We start from the raw sequence: 20533 nt of genomic DNA on the forward strand, positions 1-20533 counted from the left end.
CTACGAGCGATGTGTAGGGTGGGCAATTTGCCCACCGCCCCTGCTGGCCTATGGCAAGCATTCCATGTAGGTTTCGTTGTCCCAATCGGTGACGGTGGACATGAAGCGCGCGTACTCGTCGTGTTTGTACTCGTGGTAGAGACGGTACATCTCGCCCGGCATGCCACGACGCACGACCTCGCTGCCTTCTAGGTGGCCCAGCGCCTCGCCCAGCGACATGGGCAGTTTCTTGACGTCCTTGCCCTCTTTGATCGCCTCGTAGATGTTGCGCTCCTCCGGCTCGCCGGGGCTGACATTGTTGTCGATCCCGTCATCCATCGCCGCCAAGAGGGTGGAGCCCATGATGTAGGGGTTCACCATCGAATCCACCGAGCGATACTCGAACCGGCCCGGCGCCGAGACCCGCAGGCCCGTGGTGCGGTTCTGGAAGCCCCAATCGGCGAAGACCGGCGCCCAGAAGCCGGTATCCCAGAGCCGGCGATACGAATTCACCGTGGAACACCCAATCGCCGTCAGCGCCTGCAGGTGCTTGACCACACCGCCGATCGCCACGAGCCCCTCGGCCCCCGGCATCTGCGGATCGTCGTCATCGGGCATGAACGTGTTCTCGCCGCCCTTCACATACATGTAGTTGTCGCGCATCCCCGGCAGGTTGTCGGGGTCGTTGCCGCATTTGACGAACTCGTCCTCTCCGCCGCGCCACAGGCTCATGTTGTGGTGGCAGCCCGAGGCCGACACGCCCATGAAGGGCTTGGTCATGAAGCAGGCGAAGATGCCATGCTCGCGCGCGACCTGGGCGCAGATCTGGCGGTACGTGGTCAGGCGGTCTGCGTTGCGCAGCACATCGTCGAACATCCAGTTCAGCTCAAGCTGCCCCGGCGCGTCCTCGTGGTCGCCCTGGATCATATCCAGGCCCATCTGGCGTGCATACTTGATGACCTGCATCGACACCGGGCGCAGCGATTCAAACTGGTCGATATGGTAGCAATAGGGCTTGGAATAGCCGGGGCCCGGCTTGCCGTTCTCGTCGAACTTCAGCCACATCATCTCCGGCTCGGTGCCGATGCGCAGCTTGCGGCCGTGCTTGGCGGTGAACTCCTCGTGCAGCCGGCGCAGGTTGCCGCGCCCGTCCGAGGTCAGATACCCGCCCGGGTTTTCCTTTTCCTCGCGGTTGCGGAACAGCGTGGAATACATCCGCCCGATCTGCGGCGCCCAGGGCAGCTGCATGAAGGTCTCGGGCTCGGGGATGCCCACCAGCTCGGCGGCCTCGGGGCCATAGCCCAGGTAGTTGCCCGCGCGGTCGGTAAAGAGGTTCACCGTGGCGCCGTAGACAAGCTGAAAGCCCTTCTTGGCAACGCTCTCCCAGTGATCGGCCGGGATGCCCTTGCCCATGATCTTGCCGGTGATCGAGACGAATTGCAGATAGAGATACTCGATCCCCAGCTTGTCGATCATCTCACGGACTTCTTTGATCTTCTCGTCGCGCCCGGGGGCGTCTACAAATCTCTCAAGATCGGTGGCCACTGTGCTTTTACTCCCTGTTGTTGCGTTTATGGGGTCTTATGCCCCACTAAAATTAACTGGTTAGCTCCACGGGTAAGGACTGTTGGAAACCGGGTGCAGCTTGCCCTCGGCGAAGCGCGAATTGCGGAAGGGCTCTAGCAGTTCCTGGCGCTCGCCCATCACCTCATCGGCGATCAGGTGCCCCACGCCGATCATCTTCCAGCCGTGGTTGCTGTCGGCGATGACGGTGGCGTTCTCGTGGAAGGTGTCGAAAACCGGGAAGCTGTCGGGGGTGAAGCAGCCAATGCCGCCCGAGGCCTCCTTATGGTACTTGGGCATGGTGCCCTCATAGCGCTTCTGGCAATGCGCCAGCGCGCTGACCCACATATGCGCGAACTCGTGGCTGGAGACGAACTCCGGCGAGGACGGCCCGTAGGGGTCGATCTGCACCTCGTCCACCGGCGTGTCGACCTTATAGGGCGAGGCGCCGCCCTGGATGCCGCCGAAATGAAAGTCGGGCTTATAGTAGATGCCCCACATCTCTTCGGTGATCAGGCTGCCATCCACCGTGGAATGCAGCGGCGCGTCGGTGTCCACATGCACCACGGGGCCAAGCGAGCCATCATCGGCGCGGCCCATGTCGGGGTCGATCTGCAAGACGCCCTCCTCCAGCTGCCAATAGCGCCACATGTCCATTTCCTGGCTCTGGTCGCCCGCCTTCACGGTGGTGCGCTTGGGCAGGCCCAGCATTGTCCAGAAGTCCCGCACCCAGGGCCCGGCCCCGATGACCACGTGGTCGCAGGCCACGGTGCCCTTGTCCGTCTCGACCGAGGCGATCGCTTTGGAGCCGCTCTCCTGGTTGAACCCGGTCACGGTGACGCCGGTGATGATCCGCACGCCCAGCTTCTCGACCTTGTCGGCCAGCGCGTACATAGTCTTGGTCTGGTTCGAATACCCGCCCTGCTCTTCGTGCAGCACGGACGTAATCCCCTGGGCCTGCCAGTCGCCGAACCAGCGCTTCATGTATTTGGCGCAATCGGCCTCGCCCTCGATGAAGTTCGAGCGATAGCCGATCTCCTGCTGCTGGGCGTAGATCGAGCCGACATCCTCGTGCATCGATTCGCTCGAGATCTGCAGGTATCCGACCGGGTGGTAGCTCAGCCCCTCTGGGTCGCTTTCCCAGACATTCACCGAATGCGCCATCAGGCGGCGCATTGCAGGCTGGAAGTAGTTGTTACGCACCACGCCGCAGGCGATCCCGCTGGCCCCGGCGGCGATGCCGGTCTTGTCGAGGATGACGATCTGGCCCGCGACCTCCTCGCCCTTCTCAATCAGGCGCTCGGCCAGTCTCCATGCGGTCGAGACGCCGTGGATTCCTGCGCCGATAATGACGTATTTTGCCTGTTCTGGGAATGCCATGTCGTTCCTTTGCCGGGCTCTCGGGCGGGCCGAATCCCCGGCCTCCTTCGCTTGGTGTCGGTGAGATACTGCAACCGTTAATCCAAAAAGCAACCTTTTTTGATCCAAAATCGGGGATTTCGCTGGCAACTTCACCATTTTGGTATATTATTGGATCAAATGTGCTTAAGGAGTCGACCACTTTGAAACTAGGTGCCGCAGATATCGCCGCGACCCTGCGCAGGGAAATCCAGAAGGGGGAGCGCCGCCAGCACGAGCGCCTGCCCGCCGAGCGCCACTTGGCCACCGAGTACGGCGTGGCCCGCAACACGGTGCGCGAGGCGCTGAATCGCCTCGAGGATGAACACTTTGTCGAAACGCGACCCGGCAGCGGCACCTATGTCACGTTCCAGCCGCAGGAAACCGCCGCCAAGGCCGTCGAGCAAGCCAACCCGCTCGAGCTGATCGACGCGCGCTTTGCGTTGGAGCCACATATCTGCAGGCTTTGCGTGATCCATGGCCGCAGGGCAGATTTCGACAAGCTCGAAGCGCTTTGCGCGCGAATGGAGGCCTCCGCGGGCGACCCGGTTGGGTTTGCCGAAGCGGATACCGAGTTTCACCGCGTGCTGGCCGAGACCACCGGCAACGGGCTATTGATCTGGATCATCGGGCAAATCAACTCCGTGCGCAGCCAGGACGAGTGGAACCGGATGCGGCAGTTAACCCTGGATGACGGCATCATCGCGCAATACAACACGCAGCACCGCCAGATCCTGAACGCAATCAAGACCCGCGAGCCCGAACGCGCGGCGAACATCATGAAAGAGCATCTGGAGACGGCACGCCTGTCGCTGACGCGGGCGGCCGCGACCTAGCCCGTTCAAGCTATGCGTGAGATTGGTGTGGGGAATGGCCTGGAGCGGGCGTTGGGACGGGCCAAATCTCTTGCAAGAGATTTGCACTTTCCTTCCAAGGAAAGTTGGGCTCGCAAGCGGCCAAGAGATCGCCCTAGGCGGATCATCGCGTGTCGCGCCAAAGAAACTCTTGCAAGAGTTTCGCAATTTTCTTGCAAGAAAATTGCCTCCTGCCAATGTCTACTCCAGGCCAAGATCCGACATCTCCAGCTCCCAAGACCCAGAACCTCCCCTATTCCGCGGCCGGGCGGCTCGCTGGGTTGTTGGGATGCGTTGTCCAGTTGGCATAGTCCGGCTCCACCGGTTTGCCCGTGCGCTGATCCATCGCGCCCGGCGCCAGCTCCTCCATGGTGATGCAGCCCTCGACGGGGCAGACATTCACGCACAGATTGCACGCCACGCATTCGTCGTCCTGCACCTCGAACACGCGGTCGGCGGACATGGTGATCGCCTGGTGGCTAGTATCCTCGCAGGCCGCGTAGCAGCGCCCGCATTTGATGCAGTCCTCCTGGTCGATGCGCGCCTTGGTGACGTAGTTGAGGTTCAGGTATTGCCAGTCGGTGACGTTGGGAACTGAACGGCCGATCAATTCCGGCAATGTCATGCCCTTGTCGTCCAGGTAGTCGCTCAGCCCGCTGATCATCTCTTGCACGACCTTGAACCCATAGGTCATCGCCGCGGTGCAGACCTGCACGTTGCCCGCGCCCAGGGCCAGGAACTCCGCCGCGTCGCGCCAGGTGGTCACCCCGCCGATGCCGCTGATCGGCAGGCCCGCCGTCTCGGGGTCGCGGGCGATCTCGGCCACCATGTTCAGCGCGATGGGTTTCACCGCCGCGCCGCAATAGCCGCCATGGCTACCCTTGCCATCGATGGAGGGCTCGGGGCTGAAATTGTCCAGGTTCACCGAGGTGATCGACGAGACCGTATTGATCAGGCTCACCGCGTCCGCGCCGCCGTTATGCGCCGCCCGCGCCGGATAGCGGATGTCGGTGATGTTGGGCGTCAGCTTGACGATCACCGGCTTGTCGTAATGCTCCTTGCACCAGCGCGTGACCATCTCGATATACTCGGGCACCTGCCCCACGGCCGAGCCCATGCCGCGCTCGGACATGCCATGCGGGCAGCCAAAGTTCAGCTCGATGCCGTCCGCGCCGGTCTCGGCCACGCGCGGCAGGATCGCCTTCCAGGCGGCCTCCTCGCAGGGCACCATGATCGAGACGATGACGGCACGGTCGGGGTAGTCCGCCTTTACCGCCGCGATCTCTTCAAGGTTGGTCTGGAGGGGGCGGTCGGTGATCAGCTCGATATTGTTGATCCCCAGCACGCGCCGGTCGGCGCCGTAGATCACACCATAGCGCGGGCCATTCACGTTGACGACGGGCGGGCCTTCCTCGCCCAGGGTCTTCCAGACCACGCCGCCCCAGCCCGCCTCGAAGGCGCGGCGCACGTTGTATTCCTTATCCGTGGGCGGGGCCGAGGCCAGCCAGAACGGGTTGGGGCTTTTGATGCCCAGAAAGTCGCTTGTCAGATCGGTCATAGCTAGCTCTCCTTTTCGCCTAGAAGCTCGGACATATCGACGCCTGCGCCGTGCAATCTGTCTTTCGCTGCTTGCTGTATTTCGTCATCGAAGGTCTTTGGGTGCGAAAGCACGACGGCCTCAAAGGTCAGCCCCGGGAACCCCCTTTCGACTAGGGCCGGGAACCCAGCCGAAGCCTCCGGCTTCAGCACCAGGTCTGAAACGGTCCTGGCCTCGCCGTCCTTCGTGATCTTTTGCCGAGTTCGTGTGAGCCGCACTGTTTTGCCACGCTCGTCGCGAAACATTTCCTCAAGAGCGTGGATCGCCCGCCAAACATCAAACTCCACAGTCCCGGGCGTAGCCTCGGGCTGGACCACGCACAGGCGGTTGAAGGCCTCGCGCTCGACCTCCGCGTTCTTCAGGCGACGCGCGTTCGCGATCATATTTCTAAGACGCGCGGGATCTTCCAGCACTCGAATTCGCTCGATCGCGGCCCGGGTTTCTTTTGAGAGGTCACTCATCGAAGCATCCAATTTCTCTCAATTCGAGCACAGCGCATAGACACGGAATGTCAGCGGCAGTGGGCGGTCAGAGACGTTGCGGATCTCGACCCGCCAGCCATCCTCATGCGGGTAGCTGGCGGTGACCAGGAAATCGGCGCGGTCGTCGGGCAGGTTATAGAGGGCATAGCCGCCAGAGGTCAGGTTGTACCCCCGCGGACATGGCACTTCGCGGGCCACCTCCTCGCCCGCGCTGACGCGCTTGCGCTCGAAGCGCTCGGTCTCGCGGAGCGTCTCGGCGTGTAGGATCGCGGCCGGCACGGCCGCCATCCCCAACACCGCCGCAAAAAGCGTCTTCCTCATGCGTTCCTCATCCCTTCTGAAACACCATTTCCCAGGTCTCGGTGATGCCCTGCATCGAGGCGGCCATGGCGTTGCCGTAGCGAACCGGGGCCTCTTCGCCCATGATCAGCTGCAATCCCATCGGGCTCGGGCCGCTTTCTACCATGGCCTTGGACACCCGGCCAAAGAACTCTTTGGAGTAGTCGCCCCTGTTGCGCTCGGCCACCAGGGTCAGCCCGGCGGCGGCGGCGGCATCGCGATAGGCCTGCGGCGGCACCACAAAGCTGCTTTCGGGCACCGAGGACCAGGGCACCGGGAAGGTGATCGCCTCGCCATTGCCCTGCATAATGTCGAACAGCGCGAAGCGCCCGCCAGGCTTGAGCACCCGCGCCACGTCGCGCATCAGCGCAGTCTTATCCTCGATGTTCATGCCCACATGCAGCATCGTTGCGAAATCGAAACTGGCGTCGCTCACCGGCATCTCCAGCGCGCTGCCCACCAGGAACCCCGTGCGATGCCCCAGCCCGCACATCTCGCTCAGGCTGGTGGCGACTGCGACAAAGGCGGGCGTCAGATCCACGCCATGCATATAGGACCCATAGCTTTCGGCGATGAACCGCGCCGTGCCGCCGATGCCAGAGCCCACATCCAACCCAGACATCTCGGCGGTCAGGCCCAGCGGCCCCAGCAGGGCCTCGGTCGCCTCCAGCCCGCCGGTGTGGAACTCGTCCACGCCCTTCAGGTCGGCTGGCTGGGGTGCCTCGGCATCGGCGCCCGCGGCAATCAGGCCGGCCTTAATGCGCTCTAGGATCGCACCGGTATCGTAATGCGTCGTTACTGTTGTCTCTAGCTCGGCCATGTCAGCGCCTAATTGGTTTCTGGAAATGCCCCCAGCTTACGCGATTGTAGCATGAATGTCCTCGGCGGCGTCGCGCCCCTCGGCCACGGCGGTCACCGTGAGGTCGTCGCCGCCCGTGGCGCAGTCCCCGCCCGCCCAGACCTTGGCCATGGAGGTCCTGCCATTGGCATCGACCTGGATCTTGCCGCCCTCCAGCGCCAGCCCCTGCGGCGCGCCGTCCAGGCGCTGCCCGATGGCCTTAAAGACCTGATCGGCGGCGATCCGAAACGTCTCGCCCGTGCCCTCAAGCCCGCCCGCGCCCTGCCTTGTGTATTCCAGCTCGATCTCCTGCGCGGCGCCGTTGCCATGCACCGCCACCGGCTGGGCGTTGCACAGGATCCGCACGCCCTTTTGCGCCGCAAGATCCTGTTCGAACCCGCTGGCACCCATGCGGTCCTGGCCTCGGCGGTAGGCGATGGTGACGCTCTCGGCGCCCAAGAGCTTGGCCTGTACCGCGGCGTCGACGGCGGTCATCCCGCCGCCGATCACCACGACGTTGCGGCCGACCCCCAGGGAGGAAAGGTCATCGGCCTGCCGTAAATCAGCTATGAACTCAACGGCGTCGCGCACGCCGCCCTTGTCCTCGCCGTCTGCGCGCAAGGCGTTCACCCCCGCCAGACCTATCCCGAGGAACACGGCGTCGAATTCCGCCACCAGCGCATCAAGCCCGACGCTGTCCCCGATGGCCGCGTCGCGGCGGATCGCGATGCCGCCGATCTGCACCAGCCAGTCCACCTCGGCCTGGGCGAACCCGTCCACGGTTTTGTAGCTGGCGATGCCGTACTCGTTCAGCCCGCCGGGCTTGGGGCGCGCGTCAAAGATCACCACGTCGTGGCCATGCATGGCCAGCCGGTGCGCGCAGGCCAGCCCCGCGGGCCCGGCCCCCGCCACCGCGACGCGCTTGCCCGTGGGCGCGGCGCGGCTGAAGGGGTGCGGCTTGGCCATCATGGTGTCGGTCGCAAAGCGCTGCAGGCGTCCGATCTCCACCGGCTTGCCCTCGGCGGCCTCACGCACGCAGGCCTCCTCGCACAGTGTCTCCGTCGGGCAGACCCGGGCGCACATGCCGCCCAGGATGTTCTGCTCAAAGATCGTCTTGGCCGCGGCTTCCGGCGTGCCGGTCGAGATCTGCCGGATAAAGAGCGGGATGTCGATCGTGGTCGGGCAGGCCGTCACGCAGGGCGCGTCGTGGCAGAAATAGCAGCGATCCGCGGCCACCGCGGCCTCGTGCCCGTCATAGGGCGCGTGCAGGTCGGCGAAGTTCCTCGCCAAGTCCTCGGCGCTCAGCCGCTGGTCGGCGATCCCTGGCGTAAAGGGGGTGTTGGCCATGAGAGGCTCCCTATCTGCTTGGTTGCTCTCACTCTGGCATAGGTAATTTTTTTATCAAGTGGTAAAATTTGAAGGGGAAAGCACAAAAAACGCCGCCTGCCCAAGCAAGCGGCGTCAAAACTGCAAAGCGCCTAGCGTTTAGGCCAAAGAGCGCTCGATCCGGTCCAGCGTTTCCATCGCGGCCAGCACCTCGTGGCAATCGCCATTCGGCTTGCGGCCTTCGTTGATCGCGGCGATGAACTCGCGGTCGATCAGCTCGATCCCGTTCGACGACACCGCCACGTCCGAGAGGTCGATCTGGTTCTCGCGCCCGTCATAGAGGTCGTCATAGCGCGCGATATAGGTGCCGTTGTCGCAGATATAGCGGAAGAACGTGCCCAGCGGGCCGTCATTGTTGAACGACAGCGACAGCGTGCAGATCGCCCCCGAGGGCACCTTCATGCCGATGGACATGTCCATGGCAATGCCCAGCTCGGGGTGATGCGGGCCCTCAAGGCCGAAGGCCTGCGAGGCCACCTCGCCGGTCTGGTATTGGAAGAGGTCCACCGTGTGGCAGGCGTGGTGCCAGAGCAGGTGATCCGTCCACGAGCGCGCCTCGCCCTTGGCGTTAATGTTGCTGCGGCGGAAGAAATAGGTCTGCACGTCCATCTGCTGGACCTTCAGCTCGCCCGCGTCGATCTTGTTCTTGATCCATTGGTGCGAGGGGTTAAAGCGGCGCACCTGCCCCGCCATACAGACCATGCCGGTTTCTTCCTGGACCGCGCAGATGCGCTTGGCGTCCTCGAGACTGTCGGACATCGGGATCTCGATGAAGGTATGCTTGCCGGCGCGCATCGACGCGATGGCCTGCTCGGCATGCAGCTGCGTCGGCGTGGCCAGGATCACGGCGTCCACGTCGTCGCGCTCTAGGCATTCCTCGAGCGTGGTGGCCCAGTGGCCGACCCCGCGCTCCTTGGCGAAGGCCTCGATCTTCTCCGCCGTTGGTCCCATCACCGAGGTGACGGTGACCTCGTCGATCTCGGCCAGTGCATCCATATGTTTGACGCCGAAGGCGCCATAGGCCCCCGCTACGCAAATCCGCATGTTCTTCCCTTTCTTCCGGCCCGCCCTGACGAAGCGCGAGGATCGCGGCCCGCTGGGCCGCCGCCCCCTTGGCGCTCTAGGCGGCCTTGTTTTCCATAATCAGATGGCCCACGGCGGTGTTGGACGCCGGCACGTGGTAGAAGCGGTGCTTCAGCTCCACTTCCTCGTCCAGCGCGCCGCGCATCACCGACCACATCACCATCTCGACGCCTTCCGAGCCCGCCTCGCGCAGGTACTCGATATGCGGGATCTGGCTGGCGGCGACCGGATCGTTCACGATCTTGTCCATGAACATGTTGTCCCAGTCGCTGTTGATCAGCCCGGCGCGCTTGTATTGCAGCTGGTGGCTCATGCCGCCGGTGCCGAAGATCACCACGTTGAGGTCCTCGTCAAAGCTCTCCACAGCGCGGCGGATCGCCTTGCCCAGCTGGTAGCAGCGGTTCGTCGTCGGCGCCGGGTAGAGCACCACATTGACCGCCAGCGGGATCACCAGGCAGGGCCATTCCTCGGGCTGGCCATACATCAGCGTCAGCGGCACGGTCAGGCCGTGATCGACCTCCATCTCGTTCATGATGGTGATGTCGAACTCGTCCAGGATCAGCGACTGCGCGATATGGCTGGCCAGCACGCCGTGGTTCTTGACCACGGGCACCGGGCGCGGGCCCCAGCCCTCATCGGCGGGCTTGAACTCTGGCGCGCAGCCCAGCGCGAAGGTCGGGATCACCGAGGCATCAAAGGCGGTGCAATGGTCGTTATAGACCATAAAGATCACGTCGGGCTTATGCTCTTTGATCCACTCCTTGGAGTACTCGAACCCCTTGAACAGAGGCTTCCAATACTCCTCCTCGGTCTTGCCCAGATCCACGGCCGCGCCGATGGCGGGCACGTGGGAACAGGCCACCCCTGCGGTGATCCTCGCCATTACTCTTCTCCCCATTCGGACTTGTAGCGGTTGCCCTCGATCGGGCGCCCCCCGTTCAGCATCATCTCGCGATAGGCGTCATGGCCCATGCCGGTCATCAGCGCCGCGAGCTGCTGAAAGCTCAGCCCGTCATTGGCGGCCAGCTTCGCGGTGTAATAGACGTTCCCGCCCACTGTGAACATGGCGTTCCAGTCGCGGTCGCGCACGGCTTGTTTTTGTTCCTCGGTCATCCCAAAGCTGGCCATATAGGCCTCGGGGTCCGCCGCGAAGGCGTCGCGCCCGGCCTGCTTGCCCAGTGAGATGCAGAACTGGTTCAGAGGATATCCCACCCGGGCCCGATCGGCGTCAAACACAAAGGTTCCGGGAATGTCCTCGTAGTCTTTTTGGATGGCCATATGGTTCCTCCCTCCTGCTTGCTGCAGTCGCGTTTGGATTACGACGATATGTACGATCTGGCGGCGTATGACACAAATCTGATTCTCTGGCCACGCATAAGAAAATCCTATTCCACCCCCAGGACCGCGTCGCGCGCCGCCGCGCGGATGGCGTCTAAGAAGGCGGATTGATGCGCCGTGGGGGACCAATCGCGCCGGCGCGTCAGCCCAATCGGGCGCTCGCCCGTCGGCAAGCGGATCGGCAATACGACGATGTCGCCTTGCCGCACCTCATGCGCGATTTGATGGCGCGACAGGATCGACACGTAGTCGCCGCGCGCCAAGAGCTGCCGCACCAGGACCAGCGAAGACGACACCACGCGCACCGGCGTGTTCGGCATGTCATCGATGCCCAGCGCCGCGACCAGAATCTGCCCGGAGGGCGTCGATTTCGGCGGACCGACCCATGGGAATCTCAGCGTATCGGCAAGCGACACATGCGGCTTGGAGGCCAGCGGGTGATGCCGACCGCAGATGATCGCAAGCTTGTCGTCGAACAGCTCCTCCTCGACGATGTCATCGGCGGGCAGATCCCCGCGCAACGCGCCGATGATAAAGTCGAGATCCCCCTCGCGCAGCCCCCGCAGCAAGGCGTCGTAGCGCCCGTCAATCACTCGGATCTGCAACCGCTTATGCGCCCGCACCATGTGATCAATCGCGTCGGGCAGGATCTGGCTGCGCGCCAAAGGCAGGCTGCCCACCATGATCCGCGACGCCTCGCGCCCGGCCAGCGCGGCGATTTCCTCGCTGGCCTGAACCAGCTCGGCCCGGGCAAGCTTGGCCTGCTGAAACAGCGCGCGCCCGAAAGCCGTCATCGCCACCCCGCCTTGCACCACGCCGAATAGGGGCTGCCCCAGGACCTGCTCTAATGCCCGCGCCGAGCGATGCACCGTGGGCTGCGCGATCCCAAGCTTTGCGGCCGCCAATGTAAAGCTGCCGGTGTCGCCAACGGCGATCAGCGCCCGCAGCTGCGCGGCGGTCACCTTCTGGCTAATGCGCACGTCGCCACCTGCAAGGCGGCGGCTTTGCCGCTCGCCGCCCGCGTCTATGAACGCCAAGGCGCGGCTCACGCGACGCGCAAAAAGCGCGCCCTCGGCGGTCGGCACGATCGCCCCCTGCTGGCGCAAAAACAGCGAAACGCCCACCGTTGCCTCCAGCTTGGCGATCCCCTGGCTGGCGGCGGGCTGCGTAAGATGCACCCGCTCCGCGGCCATCGAGACGGACCCCGTGGCCACGGTTTCCGTAAACACGCGCATGTGCCTTATGTTCGGAATTTCCATCACGGCGCTCACCATCACAAACATCGGTATAGCAGAAACTTATTAGGGCCTCGGCTTTCCGAATTGGCAAGATAGAAAAGAAGCGCGACAATAAGCAGAGACAGGTTATAGGGGACGAATCCGATGAGCGACACAAAAACCGCGCTGATTATCAGCGCGCATTCCGCCGATTTCGTCTGGCGCTGCGGCGGCGCCATCGCCCTGCATCAGAAAAAGGGCTATGAGGTCACGGTGGTCTGCCTCTCCTATGGCGAGCGCGGCGAGAGCGCCAAGCTGTGGAAGCAGGAGGGCATGACGCTGGACCGCGTCAAAGTCGAGCGCCGCAAGGAGGCCGAGGCCGCCGCCCAGGCCCTGGACGTGCATGACATCCAGTTCTTCGACGTGGGCGACTACCCGCTGGACCTGGGCCGCGAGACCCAGGACCGCATGGTCGACGTGATCCGCGCGGTGCAACCCAAATGGATGATGAGCCACTCCAAATGGGACCCCTACAACACCGACCACATGTACACGACCGACTTCGCGCTGACCTGCCGCATGATCGCGCAGGCCTGGGGCCATAACCCCGGCCAGAAGGTCCTGGGCGCGCCGCAGCTCTACCTCTTTGAGCCGCACCAGACCGAGCAGATGGAGTGGAAGCCCAACGTGTTCCTGGACATCTCCGAGGTCTGGGACAAGAAACGCGCCGCCATCGAGTGCATGCAGGGCCAAGAGCACCTGTGGGACTTCTACACCAACGTGGCCGAGAACCGCGGCAACCATTTCCGCCGGAACTCCGGCGGCATGGCGGGCGGGCGCAAGGCCACCCATGCCGAGGGCTTCCAGATGATCTTCCCGCAGACCGTGGATGAACTGGCATGAGCTATCAACCCGGAGACGTGGGCGTTGTCGTCCAGAATATTGAGCGCGCCGAGCAGGCGGTAATCGACGGGCTGGCCGCCGCGGGCGTGGCCACGGTGCATGAGGCGCAGGGGCGCAAGGGCCTCTTGGCCAGCTACATGCGCCCCATCTATGGCGGTGCCCGCGTTGCAGGCTCCGCGGTCACGATCCTTATGCCGCCCTGCGACAACTGGATGATCCATGTGGCCGTTGAGCAGGTGAAGCCCGGCGATATCCTGATCGCGGGGGTGATGTCCGCGTCTGATGCGGGGTATTTTGGCGATCTGCTGGCGACCTCTTGCAAGGCGCGCGGCGCGGTGGGGCTGGTGATCGACGCGGGCACGCGCGACGTGGCGGACCTGACCGAGATGGGCTTTCCCGTCTGGTCCAAGGCGGTCTGCGCCACTGGCACGATCAAGGCCACCCTGGGCTCGGTCAACGTGCCCGTCGTCTGCGCCCAGCAGCTGGTGAACCCCGGCGATGTGGTTGTGGCCGATGATGACGGCGTGGTCGTGGTGCGCCGCGATGAGGCCGCGGATGTGCTGGCCAAGGCGCAGGCGCGCGAGGCCAACGAGGGCGACAAGCGCGAGAAACTCGCCTCCGGCGTGCTGGGGCTGGACATGTATGGCTTCCGCGAGACCCTCGCCGAGAAGGGTTTGAAGTATGTCTAGGGGGCGTCTCATCTGCCCTGATAGGCGTCCTCGACAGTGAGCGGCGTGCGCTGCATGTGGATGCGGGGCGGGACCTCGAAGGGCGGGTACTTCCTGGCCGAGGACCTGCCTGCCGAGCGCGACGCATTCCTGTTGAGCGTTTTCGGCTCGCCAGACACACGCCAGATCGACGGGATGGGCGGGGCCGACCCGCTGACCTCGAAAGTGGCGGTGGTCAAGGCATCGGACCGCCCCGGCGTGGACGTGGACTACCTCTTCTTGCAGGTCTTCGTGGACCAGCCCATCGTCACGGACGCGCAGAACTGCGGCAACATCCTGGCCGGCGTCGGCCCTTTCGCGATTGAACGCGGGCTGGTCGCCGCACATGACGGCGAGACGCCGGTGACCATCTATATGGAGAACACCGGCCAGGTCGCCGTGGCGCGGGTGGCGACCCCGCAGGGTCGCGTTACCTATCGCGGCGAGGCCCGGATCGACGGGGTACCCCTGCCCTCCGCGGCGGTGCCAATCACGTTTAAGGACACCGCCGGGTCCTCCTGCGGCGCGCTCTTGCCCACGGGCAATGCCGCGGACATCGTGGAGGGCGTCGAGGTAACAATGATCGACAATGGCATGCCCTGCGTGGTGATCCGCGCCTCCGACATAGGGATCAGCGGCGAGGAAAGCCCGCAAGCGCTTGAGGAGAACGCCCCTTTGCGCGCCAAGCTCGAGGCGATCCGCCTGGCCTGCGGCCCGCTGACGAACCTCGGCGATGTGACTGAGAAGAGCGTGCCCAAGATGACCATGGTGAGCCGCGCCCGCGATGGCGGCGCGATCTCCACCCGCACCTTCATCCCGCATCGCTGCCACAAGACCATCGGTGTGCTGGGCGCGGTCAGCGTGGCCACGGCCTGCCTGATCCCCGGCTCCACCGCCTATGACCTGGCCGAGCGGGGCGCAGGCCAAACCCGCAGCCTCTCAGTCGAGCACCCCACCGGCGAGATGACCGTTGTGGCCACGCTGGAGGGCGATGAGATCAAAGAGGCCGCGATCCTGCGCACGGCCCGCAAGCTGATGGACGGGACAGTGTTCCCGCACGAGGAAGGATAGCCCATGCCCATGGATCCCGACTGGAAGGTCTGGCACCAGAACCCGCGCAAGCCGCAATACCAGCCGCCCGAGGGCGCGGTGGACGCGCATTGCCATGTGTTCGGGCCGGAAGAGGTCTTTCCCTACGCGCCGGAGCGCAAATACACGCCCTGCACCGGATCGAAGGAGCAGCTATTCGCGCTTCGCGACCATCTGGGATTCAGCCGCAATGTGATCGTGCAGGCCTCCTGCCACGGGCGCAACAATGACGCGCTGATCGACGCGCTGAAGGCCTCGGATGACATGGCCCGCGGCATCGCCGTGGTGGATGACCAGATCAGCGCCGATGAGTTGGCCGAAATGCACGCCGCCGGCGTGCGCGGCGTGCGCTTCAACTTCGTGCGCCGCTTGGTGGACCCAAAGCCACGCGATCACTACGAGCGCATTATCGACAAGATCGCCCCCCTGGGCTGGCACATCATCGTCTATATCGAGGCGGCGGATTTCGCCGAGCAGGTGCCATTCCTCAAGAGCCTGCCGGTCACCGTGGTCTTCGACCATATGGCACGGCCCGACGTGGCCAAAGGCGTGGACCACCCGGACTTCCAGGCCTTTGTGGACCTGATGGAAAGCGACCAGTTCTGGTGCAAGGTCTCCTGCCCCGAGCGGCTGACCCAGCACGGCGGCAGCCACGAGAATTACTCGGATGTGCTGCCCTTCATGAAGCGGCTGGTCGATCTCTATCCGGACCGAGTGCTTTGGGGCACGGACTGGCCGCACCCGAACATGAAGAGCCACGTGCCGGACGATGGGCAATTGGTCGAGTTGATCCCACTGATCGCCGACACCGAAGAGAAGCAGCGCAAGCTGTTGGTGGATAACCCGATGCGGCTCTATTGGGGGTGATCGGGATTGGCCTGGAGCGGGCGTTGCCAACATGCGCGACCCTGACAACGCCTGCCGACCCCAGACGCAGCGGAATCCAAGTAGTGCAACCGCCCGAGCTTGCCTCGGGCAGCGGCCGACCTCCCCCAGGAGGCCGCTTTTGCAACGTCACAACCTATTGGAGCGCTGGCGTTTTCGAAGACCGCACGCAACACAGAACCGTAGCACAAGCGACCTCCAGGTCGGCCGCTGCCCGCGTTGCGCTCGGCTCACGGTGGAGGCCCCGGATCAAGTCCGGGGCGGTAGCGCTTCAATGACCGCTACAGGCCAACCGCCGACACCCTGATCTCGCCCACATAAGGACCTTAGCTATTTGAACGCCTCGCCAGGCGGCGCACCACCGGCCGCGATGCCAGCGCCGTTGCCAGCGCATTGAAACGCGCCTCGGCGACCTCTCCGAACAGGCCTTCCGCATGGCGGGGCAGTAGCAGGTGCAGCTCTTTCTTGCGCGGCTTCCAGCACAGCGCACCCATCGCGGTCGCGTCGCTGGCCGCAAGCATCGAGGCAAAGCGCATCGCGCGCCCTAGAACCTCGGCCTGGTGCACGTCCTTTTCCGACAAGAGCCCCACCAGGTCCGCCAGGCGTGTGCCCTCGCGGCTGCTCTTGTAGCGATGGAGCAGCGCGAGGCCCACAAAGATCCGCCCGGTATGCGTCAGCCCGCCCAGGCTGGCACGGGTGGCGCTGTCAAAGCAGGCCTCGTGGCGGTAATCGGGATGCGCGCGCCAGTTGACATCGTGCAGCAGGCAGGCTGCCTGGATCAGCCGCTGCCGGTTTGGCGGCGCCTGGTTAAAGAGCGGCTGTAGGAAGCGATAAAGCACCGCGCCAAAGCCGGGCATGCGCGCGTCCTTCTCCTCGGAGAACCGGCAGGCTTCGATCAGCGGATCGCGTGGTCGCAGCGCCTCGGGCATGGCCTGATAGAGCATGCCCTCACGGATCCCGTAGCTCGAGATCGCGATCTCCTTTGGCTTGATCGCGCGAATCAGCTCCTTAAAGACCTCGCCCGCGAGGGGCACAAGGGACATGCGCGCCTCGGACACGCCGCTGGCCATCCGCAACGCGTCATGGTCGTGCTCGTCGATCCATTTCAGCGTTTGGTGGATCGATTTGGCGGTCATACGGTATTCGTGCATCACATGCAGCGGGTAGCCGCGCCGCTCCATGTCCAGCCGGGCGATGGCGCGCCAGGAGCCCCCCACCAGATAGAGCCGGTCCTGCTGTCCCATCTTGGCCACCATGGCCTCGACGGTCTCGCGAATATGGGCGCGGCGGCGCTTACGCCCGCGGATCGCCTGCAGGCGCAGCGGTCCCAGCGACGAGGTTTCGCGCGCGCCCACCGCGCCTTGCGACACTTCGGCCAGCTCCATCGACGAGCCGCCGATATCGCAGACATATCCGCTGGCATCCGGCCAGCCCAGCAGCACGCCTTGCGCAGACAGTCGCGCCTCTTCCGGGCCGTCAATGACCTGGATCTTGAGACCGGTGTCGCGCAGCACATCAGCGCAGAACTCCGGCCCGTCTACGGCTTCACGCACGGCCGCCGTGGCCACCGCGGTGAGCTGCGCGATGCCGAACCCCTTCGCCAAAAGCTGGAAGCGGCGGATCGCCGAAAGCGCGCGCGTGCGCCCCTCGGGGTTGAGCCGCCCCGTCTCAGCAGTGCCCGCGCCCAGCGCGGCCATGATCTTTTCGTTGTAAAAATAGTGCGGGCTGCGCGCCGCGCCGTCAAAGATCACCAGGCGGACAGAGTTCGAGCCCACGTCCACTACGCCCACGCGCCGCAGAGCGGCCGCAGCGGGATGGTCGAATACAGGGCGATCCGGCGCCATATCCTCGGCCTCTCGTTTGCCCGAGCCATCCATAGGCCGTTCATCCCCCTGGCGCATTCGTCGCTAATACGATGCCGGAAGACGAAACAGGCGTCAATCGTGCATGCAGGAATCGTGGCCGCGGACGCCGCGACAAATCATACACGTTGGCCCCTAAATGGCGGGCAGCTTTTGGCCGACATCAGACCTTGGCGCGACACAATTTTCTTGCAAGAAAATTGCGAAACTCTTGAAAGAGTTTCTTTACCGCGCCCCGAATTAAACCTTCATGCACAACCGCTTGCCGACCTGCGGGCCCAACTTTCCTTGGAAGGAAAGTGCAAATCTCTTGCAAGAGATTTGGCGCGCCCAAACGCCTGCTCCAGCTCCAAACCCGCGCCTATTCCTCCACATCACGCAGCCGCATATGCGCCATGATCTGCCCGTGGTCAGAGGCCAGCTTGTTATAGGGCGCCTCGGGATGCGAGCCATCGGTCAGGTGGTCATTCAGCACGCTGAAATACTCCATCTCACCCACGCGATCCGCGTATTCGGGGTGGAAATGCCGTGACATGAAGATCTGGTCGATGCTCTCGAAATTGCCCCCAAAGGCGGCAGTATAAACCATGTCGCGGGCCGAGCGGCGCACGAACATCTTCTCTGCCGAGTGCAGCCGCACCCGCTCGATATCCTCACGGATCTGCTCGGCCTCCTGGCGCGAGTAGCGGTCATTGGCGCGCTGCGCGTCGTGCCGCCGCATCCATGAATAATTCTTAAACGGGGTCTCGCCGGTGATGATCTCGGTGGAGACGGCATGCTCGCCATCGTTCATGTCGCCCAGCACCAACACCGGCCGGCCACGGTCCAGCTCGTCCAGGATCAACCCGCGCAGCACATAAGCCTCGGCCATGCGCCGCAGCGCCGCGCGCAGGCTGCCCAGCATCCGCCCATGGGCGTTGTACTTGGTCAGGTCGACCTCGGAGGCGAAGGGCGCGCGCTCGGGCTTGATGAACTCGCCCAGCTTGGACTTCAGGTGGCAGTTGAAGACGCTGATCACCTGCCCGCCCACGGGGATGCGCGTCTTGAGGATGGGGCGGGACAGGCGGCTGATCCTGTAGGACCCGCCGTCAGCGCCGCCCAACTCTTGGAAGGGGATCTCCAGCGGCACCTCCAGCTCTTGAATGACCTCCGGCGCGCCCTCGAACCCAAAGCGGCTAAGCGTGGCCACCCCGGGCCTGCGATGGCCCGGCTCGCCATCATTGGCGTTGCGCGCAAAGGCCAGCCCTTCCCGCCCGTAGCTCTCATATTTCAGCTTCTTGAAGATCGCCTTCTTGCGGTACTTCTTGGAGCGGTCGGGCACCACGGCGTCGTTCAACTCCGCCCCGCGTGCGTCCGTCTCGTCGATCACGGCCTGCAGGGGCGCCTCGTCAAAGATCTCCTGAAAACAGACGATATCCGCCGAGAGGCTCAGAAGCTGCTCGGCCAGCCAGTCCTCTTTCCAAGCATGCTCCTCCGGGGTGTATTTTTCGAAAGTGTAGTATTCCTGGTCCGGTCCGATCAGGTTCTTAACGTTGAATGAGGCGATGGTGAAGTCGGTCATGGCGGGCGTCCTGCACTGATGAATGCGACCACTCTGCCCCAGGTCCACTGGAATGTGTACCGCCTCTCTGAAGCGACCGGGCTATCTCGCCCAACCGAGAAGAGCCCCTGTCGCCGCGTCGCTTATGGCCAGCAAAAGAACCGTCACCGCGCCAGGTTGCCACCCCGCTCGGGCACACCGAACTCCTCAAAACACGCTTTGGCCAGTTTCGCGACGCCCGCCTGGATGGTCTCGATCGAGGGGTGCCCAAAGCACAGCCGCATCCGGTGCCGGTTGGCCGCGCCATCCACGGACCATTGCGAGCCCGGGTTGATCTCGACGCCCTGGGCCAAAGCGACCTGGAACAGCCGGTCAGTGTTCACCTGCTGCGGCAGGGTGACCCAAAGGTAGATCCCGCCGACAGGTCGCTCATATTCAGCGGCGGCCCCGAAATGCTCGTCCAGCGCGGCGCAAAGGGCGTCCGCCTTTTCCTGCAGCATCGGCAGGAGATTCGAGACATGGACGTCAAACGCATCGGGCAGGAACTCCGCCATCACCAACTGCTCGAGCGCGCCGCTGCCCGCATCCGTCTTCAAAGGCAGGATCCGCCCCATCAACGGCCAGGGCGCCACCAAAAAACCTAGGCGCAGCGCGGGCGCGATGGTCTTGGAGAACGTGCCGCAATAGATCACCCGCCCCTCCGTATCCAGCGCATGCAGCGCGGGCGGGCGCTCTCCGGAAAAGACCAGGTCAGCGTAGCAATCATCCTCAAAGATCGGCACGTCGAACCGCGCCGCCAGGGCCAGCATCTCGCGCCGCCGCGCAATGGGCATGACCGAGCCGGTCGGGTTCTGCACCGTGGGGATCGTGTAGATGAACTTGGGCTTGCGGCCCTGCGCAGCAAGATCCGCAAGCGCCGCCTCAAGCGCGTCCATCCGCATCCCGTCCGCGTCCAGGTCGATGCCCACATAGTCGACGCCCAACGCACCCAGTCTGTTCAGCGCGCCAGCATAGTTCGCGGCCTCCACCAGCACCACGTCGCCGCGATCCAGCAGCGCCCTATTCACCAATTCCATGGCCTGCAGCGAGCCCGAGGTCATCAGCACCTCGCCCGGATCCACGCGCATCTGCGCACGGCCCTCCAGCATCTCGGCCACGCGTTCCCGCAGCGGCAGGTGCCCTTGGCTGCCGCTGTCCATGCCGTATTTTCCCATCGCGTGCCCTTGCGCGCGCAGCGTCTTGGCCACGGCGTCGGCCAGCGCCTCGACCGGCACGGTCGGCTCGTCGATATTGCCTCCCACGAAATGATAGGGCGGCAACCCGCCATAGGGCTTGGCCTGGCCGGTTGCTGCGGCGGATAGTTTCGAGGAGAAATCGAACATTGGTGTGGTCCCGGTCTTCGCGTTGCGTTCCAGGCAGGTTTGCAAGCCCTGCCCGGAACTACCATCCTAAACTTAACACTTGGCGCGGAAT

General features: G+C 64.1%; 19 protein-coding genes. 5 read left to right on the forward strand and 14 right to left on the reverse strand.

Going from position 1 to position 20533, the window contains the following annotated elements; translation table 11 throughout:
* Nucleotides 1-48: 48 nt before the first annotated feature.
* Entirely contained in the window at nt 49-1524 is a 1476-nt protein-coding gene (locus tag AIOL_RS13635; protein ID WP_049643482.1) for a glutamine synthetase family protein, read from the reverse strand.
* Nucleotides 1525-1584: 60 nt separating this feature from the next.
* Complete coding sequence (locus tag AIOL_RS13640; RefSeq protein WP_049643483.1) at nt 1585-2922, reverse strand: NAD(P)/FAD-dependent oxidoreductase; 1338 nt, start codon at nt 2920-2922, stop codon at nt 1585-1587.
* 182 nt (nt 2923-3104) lie between these two features.
* On the opposite strand from AIOL_RS13640, the gene AIOL_RS13645 reads away from it, so the two are divergent.
* The gene (locus AIOL_RS13645) at nt 3105-3776 is read left to right on the forward strand and encodes a FadR/GntR family transcriptional regulator (protein ID WP_049643484.1); all 672 of its coding nucleotides are present in this window, start codon (nt 3105-3107) and stop codon (nt 3774-3776) included.
* A 271-nt stretch (nt 3777-4047) separates the two neighbouring features.
* On the opposite strand, the gene preA is transcribed toward AIOL_RS13645, so the two are convergent.
* The 9 genes from preA to AIOL_RS13690 all read right to left on the reverse strand — a co-directional run bounded on the left by preA (nt 4048) and on the right by AIOL_RS13690 (nt 12140).
* Nucleotides 4048-5352, reverse strand: a complete 1305-nt coding sequence (gene preA, locus AIOL_RS13650; RefSeq protein WP_049643485.1) for an NAD-dependent dihydropyrimidine dehydrogenase subunit PreA — start codon at nt 5350-5352, stop codon at nt 4048-4050.
* Between the two features lie 2 nt (nt 5353-5354).
* Nucleotides 5355-5852, reverse strand: a complete 498-nt coding sequence (locus tag AIOL_RS13655) for a hypothetical protein (protein WP_049643486.1) — start codon at nt 5850-5852, stop codon at nt 5355-5357.
* An 18-nt stretch (nt 5853-5870) separates the two neighbouring features.
* The gene (locus AIOL_RS13660) at nt 5871-6194 is read right to left on the reverse strand and encodes a hypothetical protein (RefSeq protein WP_049643487.1); all 324 of its coding nucleotides are present in this window, start codon (nt 6192-6194) and stop codon (nt 5871-5873) included.
* 7 nt (nt 6195-6201) lie between these two features.
* Nucleotides 6202-7032: a class I SAM-dependent methyltransferase gene (locus AIOL_RS13665; RefSeq protein ID WP_049643488.1), complete on the reverse strand. Its 831-nt coding sequence runs from the start codon at nt 7030-7032 to the stop codon at nt 6202-6204.
* Between the two features lie 36 nt (nt 7033-7068).
* Nucleotides 7069-8397, reverse strand: a complete 1329-nt coding sequence (locus tag AIOL_RS13670) for an NAD(P)-dependent oxidoreductase (protein WP_049643489.1) — start codon at nt 8395-8397, stop codon at nt 7069-7071.
* A 138-nt stretch (nt 8398-8535) separates the two neighbouring features.
* A complete protein-coding gene (locus AIOL_RS13675; RefSeq protein ID WP_049643490.1) occupies nt 8536-9480 on the reverse strand; it encodes a Gfo/Idh/MocA family oxidoreductase in 945 nt (314 codons plus the stop codon).
* 76 nt (nt 9481-9556) lie between these two features.
* Nucleotides 9557-10402, reverse strand: coding sequence for a class III extradiol dioxygenase subunit beta (locus AIOL_RS13680; RefSeq protein ID WP_049643491.1), 846 nt, complete (start codon nt 10400-10402; stop codon nt 9557-9559).
* Entirely contained in the window at nt 10402-10797 is a 396-nt protein-coding gene (gene ligA / locus AIOL_RS13685) for a protocatechuate 4,5-dioxygenase subunit alpha (RefSeq protein WP_049643492.1), read from the reverse strand. Before ligA ends, AIOL_RS13680 begins: the two co-directional genes overlap by 1 nt.
* 107 nt (nt 10798-10904) lie before the next feature.
* Nucleotides 10905-12140, reverse strand: a complete 1236-nt coding sequence (locus AIOL_RS13690) for a LysR family transcriptional regulator (RefSeq protein WP_049643493.1) — start codon at nt 12138-12140, stop codon at nt 10905-10907.
* 99 nt (nt 12141-12239) lie between these two features.
* Here AIOL_RS13690 and AIOL_RS13695 point away from each other — a divergent pair, with 99 nt between their 5' ends.
* From AIOL_RS13695 to AIOL_RS13710, 4 genes are read left to right on the forward strand one after another with little or no spacing between them, the layout of a single operon-like run.
* Nucleotides 12240-12977 carry a PIG-L deacetylase family protein gene (locus AIOL_RS13695; RefSeq protein ID WP_049643494.1) on the forward strand — a complete coding sequence of 246 codons (738 nt, stop codon included), beginning with the start codon at nt 12240-12242 and terminating at the stop codon, nt 12975-12977.
* On the forward strand, nt 12974-13666 hold the full coding sequence (locus tag AIOL_RS13700; RefSeq protein ID WP_049643495.1) for a 4-carboxy-4-hydroxy-2-oxoadipate aldolase/oxaloacetate decarboxylase: 693 nt from the start codon (nt 12974-12976) through the stop codon (nt 13664-13666). The genes AIOL_RS13695 and AIOL_RS13700 overlap by 4 nt, the downstream gene beginning before the upstream one ends.
* Nucleotides 13667-13702: 36 nt before the next feature.
* On the forward strand, nt 13703-14755 hold the full coding sequence (locus AIOL_RS13705) for a 4-oxalomesaconate tautomerase (protein WP_235439031.1): 1053 nt from the start codon (nt 13703-13705) through the stop codon (nt 14753-14755).
* Between the two features lie 3 nt (nt 14756-14758).
* Nucleotides 14759-15640 carry an amidohydrolase family protein gene (locus AIOL_RS13710; RefSeq protein WP_049643497.1) on the forward strand — a complete coding sequence of 294 codons (882 nt, stop codon included), beginning with the start codon at nt 14759-14761 and terminating at the stop codon, nt 15638-15640.
* A gap of 344 nt (nt 15641-15984) precedes the next feature.
* On the opposite strand, the gene AIOL_RS13715 is transcribed toward AIOL_RS13710, so the two are convergent.
* The 3 genes from AIOL_RS13715 to AIOL_RS13725 form a co-directional block, all read right to left on the reverse strand.
* Nucleotides 15985-17535 (reverse strand): Ppx/GppA family phosphatase, encoded by a 1551-nt coding sequence (locus AIOL_RS13715; protein ID WP_049643498.1) that lies wholly within the window; start codon nt 17533-17535, stop codon nt 15985-15987.
* 346 nt (nt 17536-17881) lie between these two features.
* On the reverse strand, nt 17882-19081 hold the full coding sequence (locus AIOL_RS13720) for an endonuclease/exonuclease/phosphatase family protein (RefSeq protein WP_049643499.1): 1200 nt from the start codon (nt 19079-19081) through the stop codon (nt 17882-17884).
* 143 nt (nt 19082-19224) lie between these two features.
* Complete coding sequence (locus AIOL_RS13725) at nt 19225-20442, reverse strand: aminotransferase-like domain-containing protein (RefSeq protein WP_049645449.1); 1218 nt, start codon at nt 20440-20442, stop codon at nt 19225-19227.
* Between the last annotated feature and the right edge of the window lie 91 nt (nt 20443-20533).

It is taken from the genome of Candidatus Rhodobacter oscarellae (assembly GCF_001078595.1).
Lineage (GTDB): Bacteria > Pseudomonadota > Alphaproteobacteria > Rhodobacterales > Rhodobacteraceae > Rhodobacter_B > Rhodobacter_B oscarellae.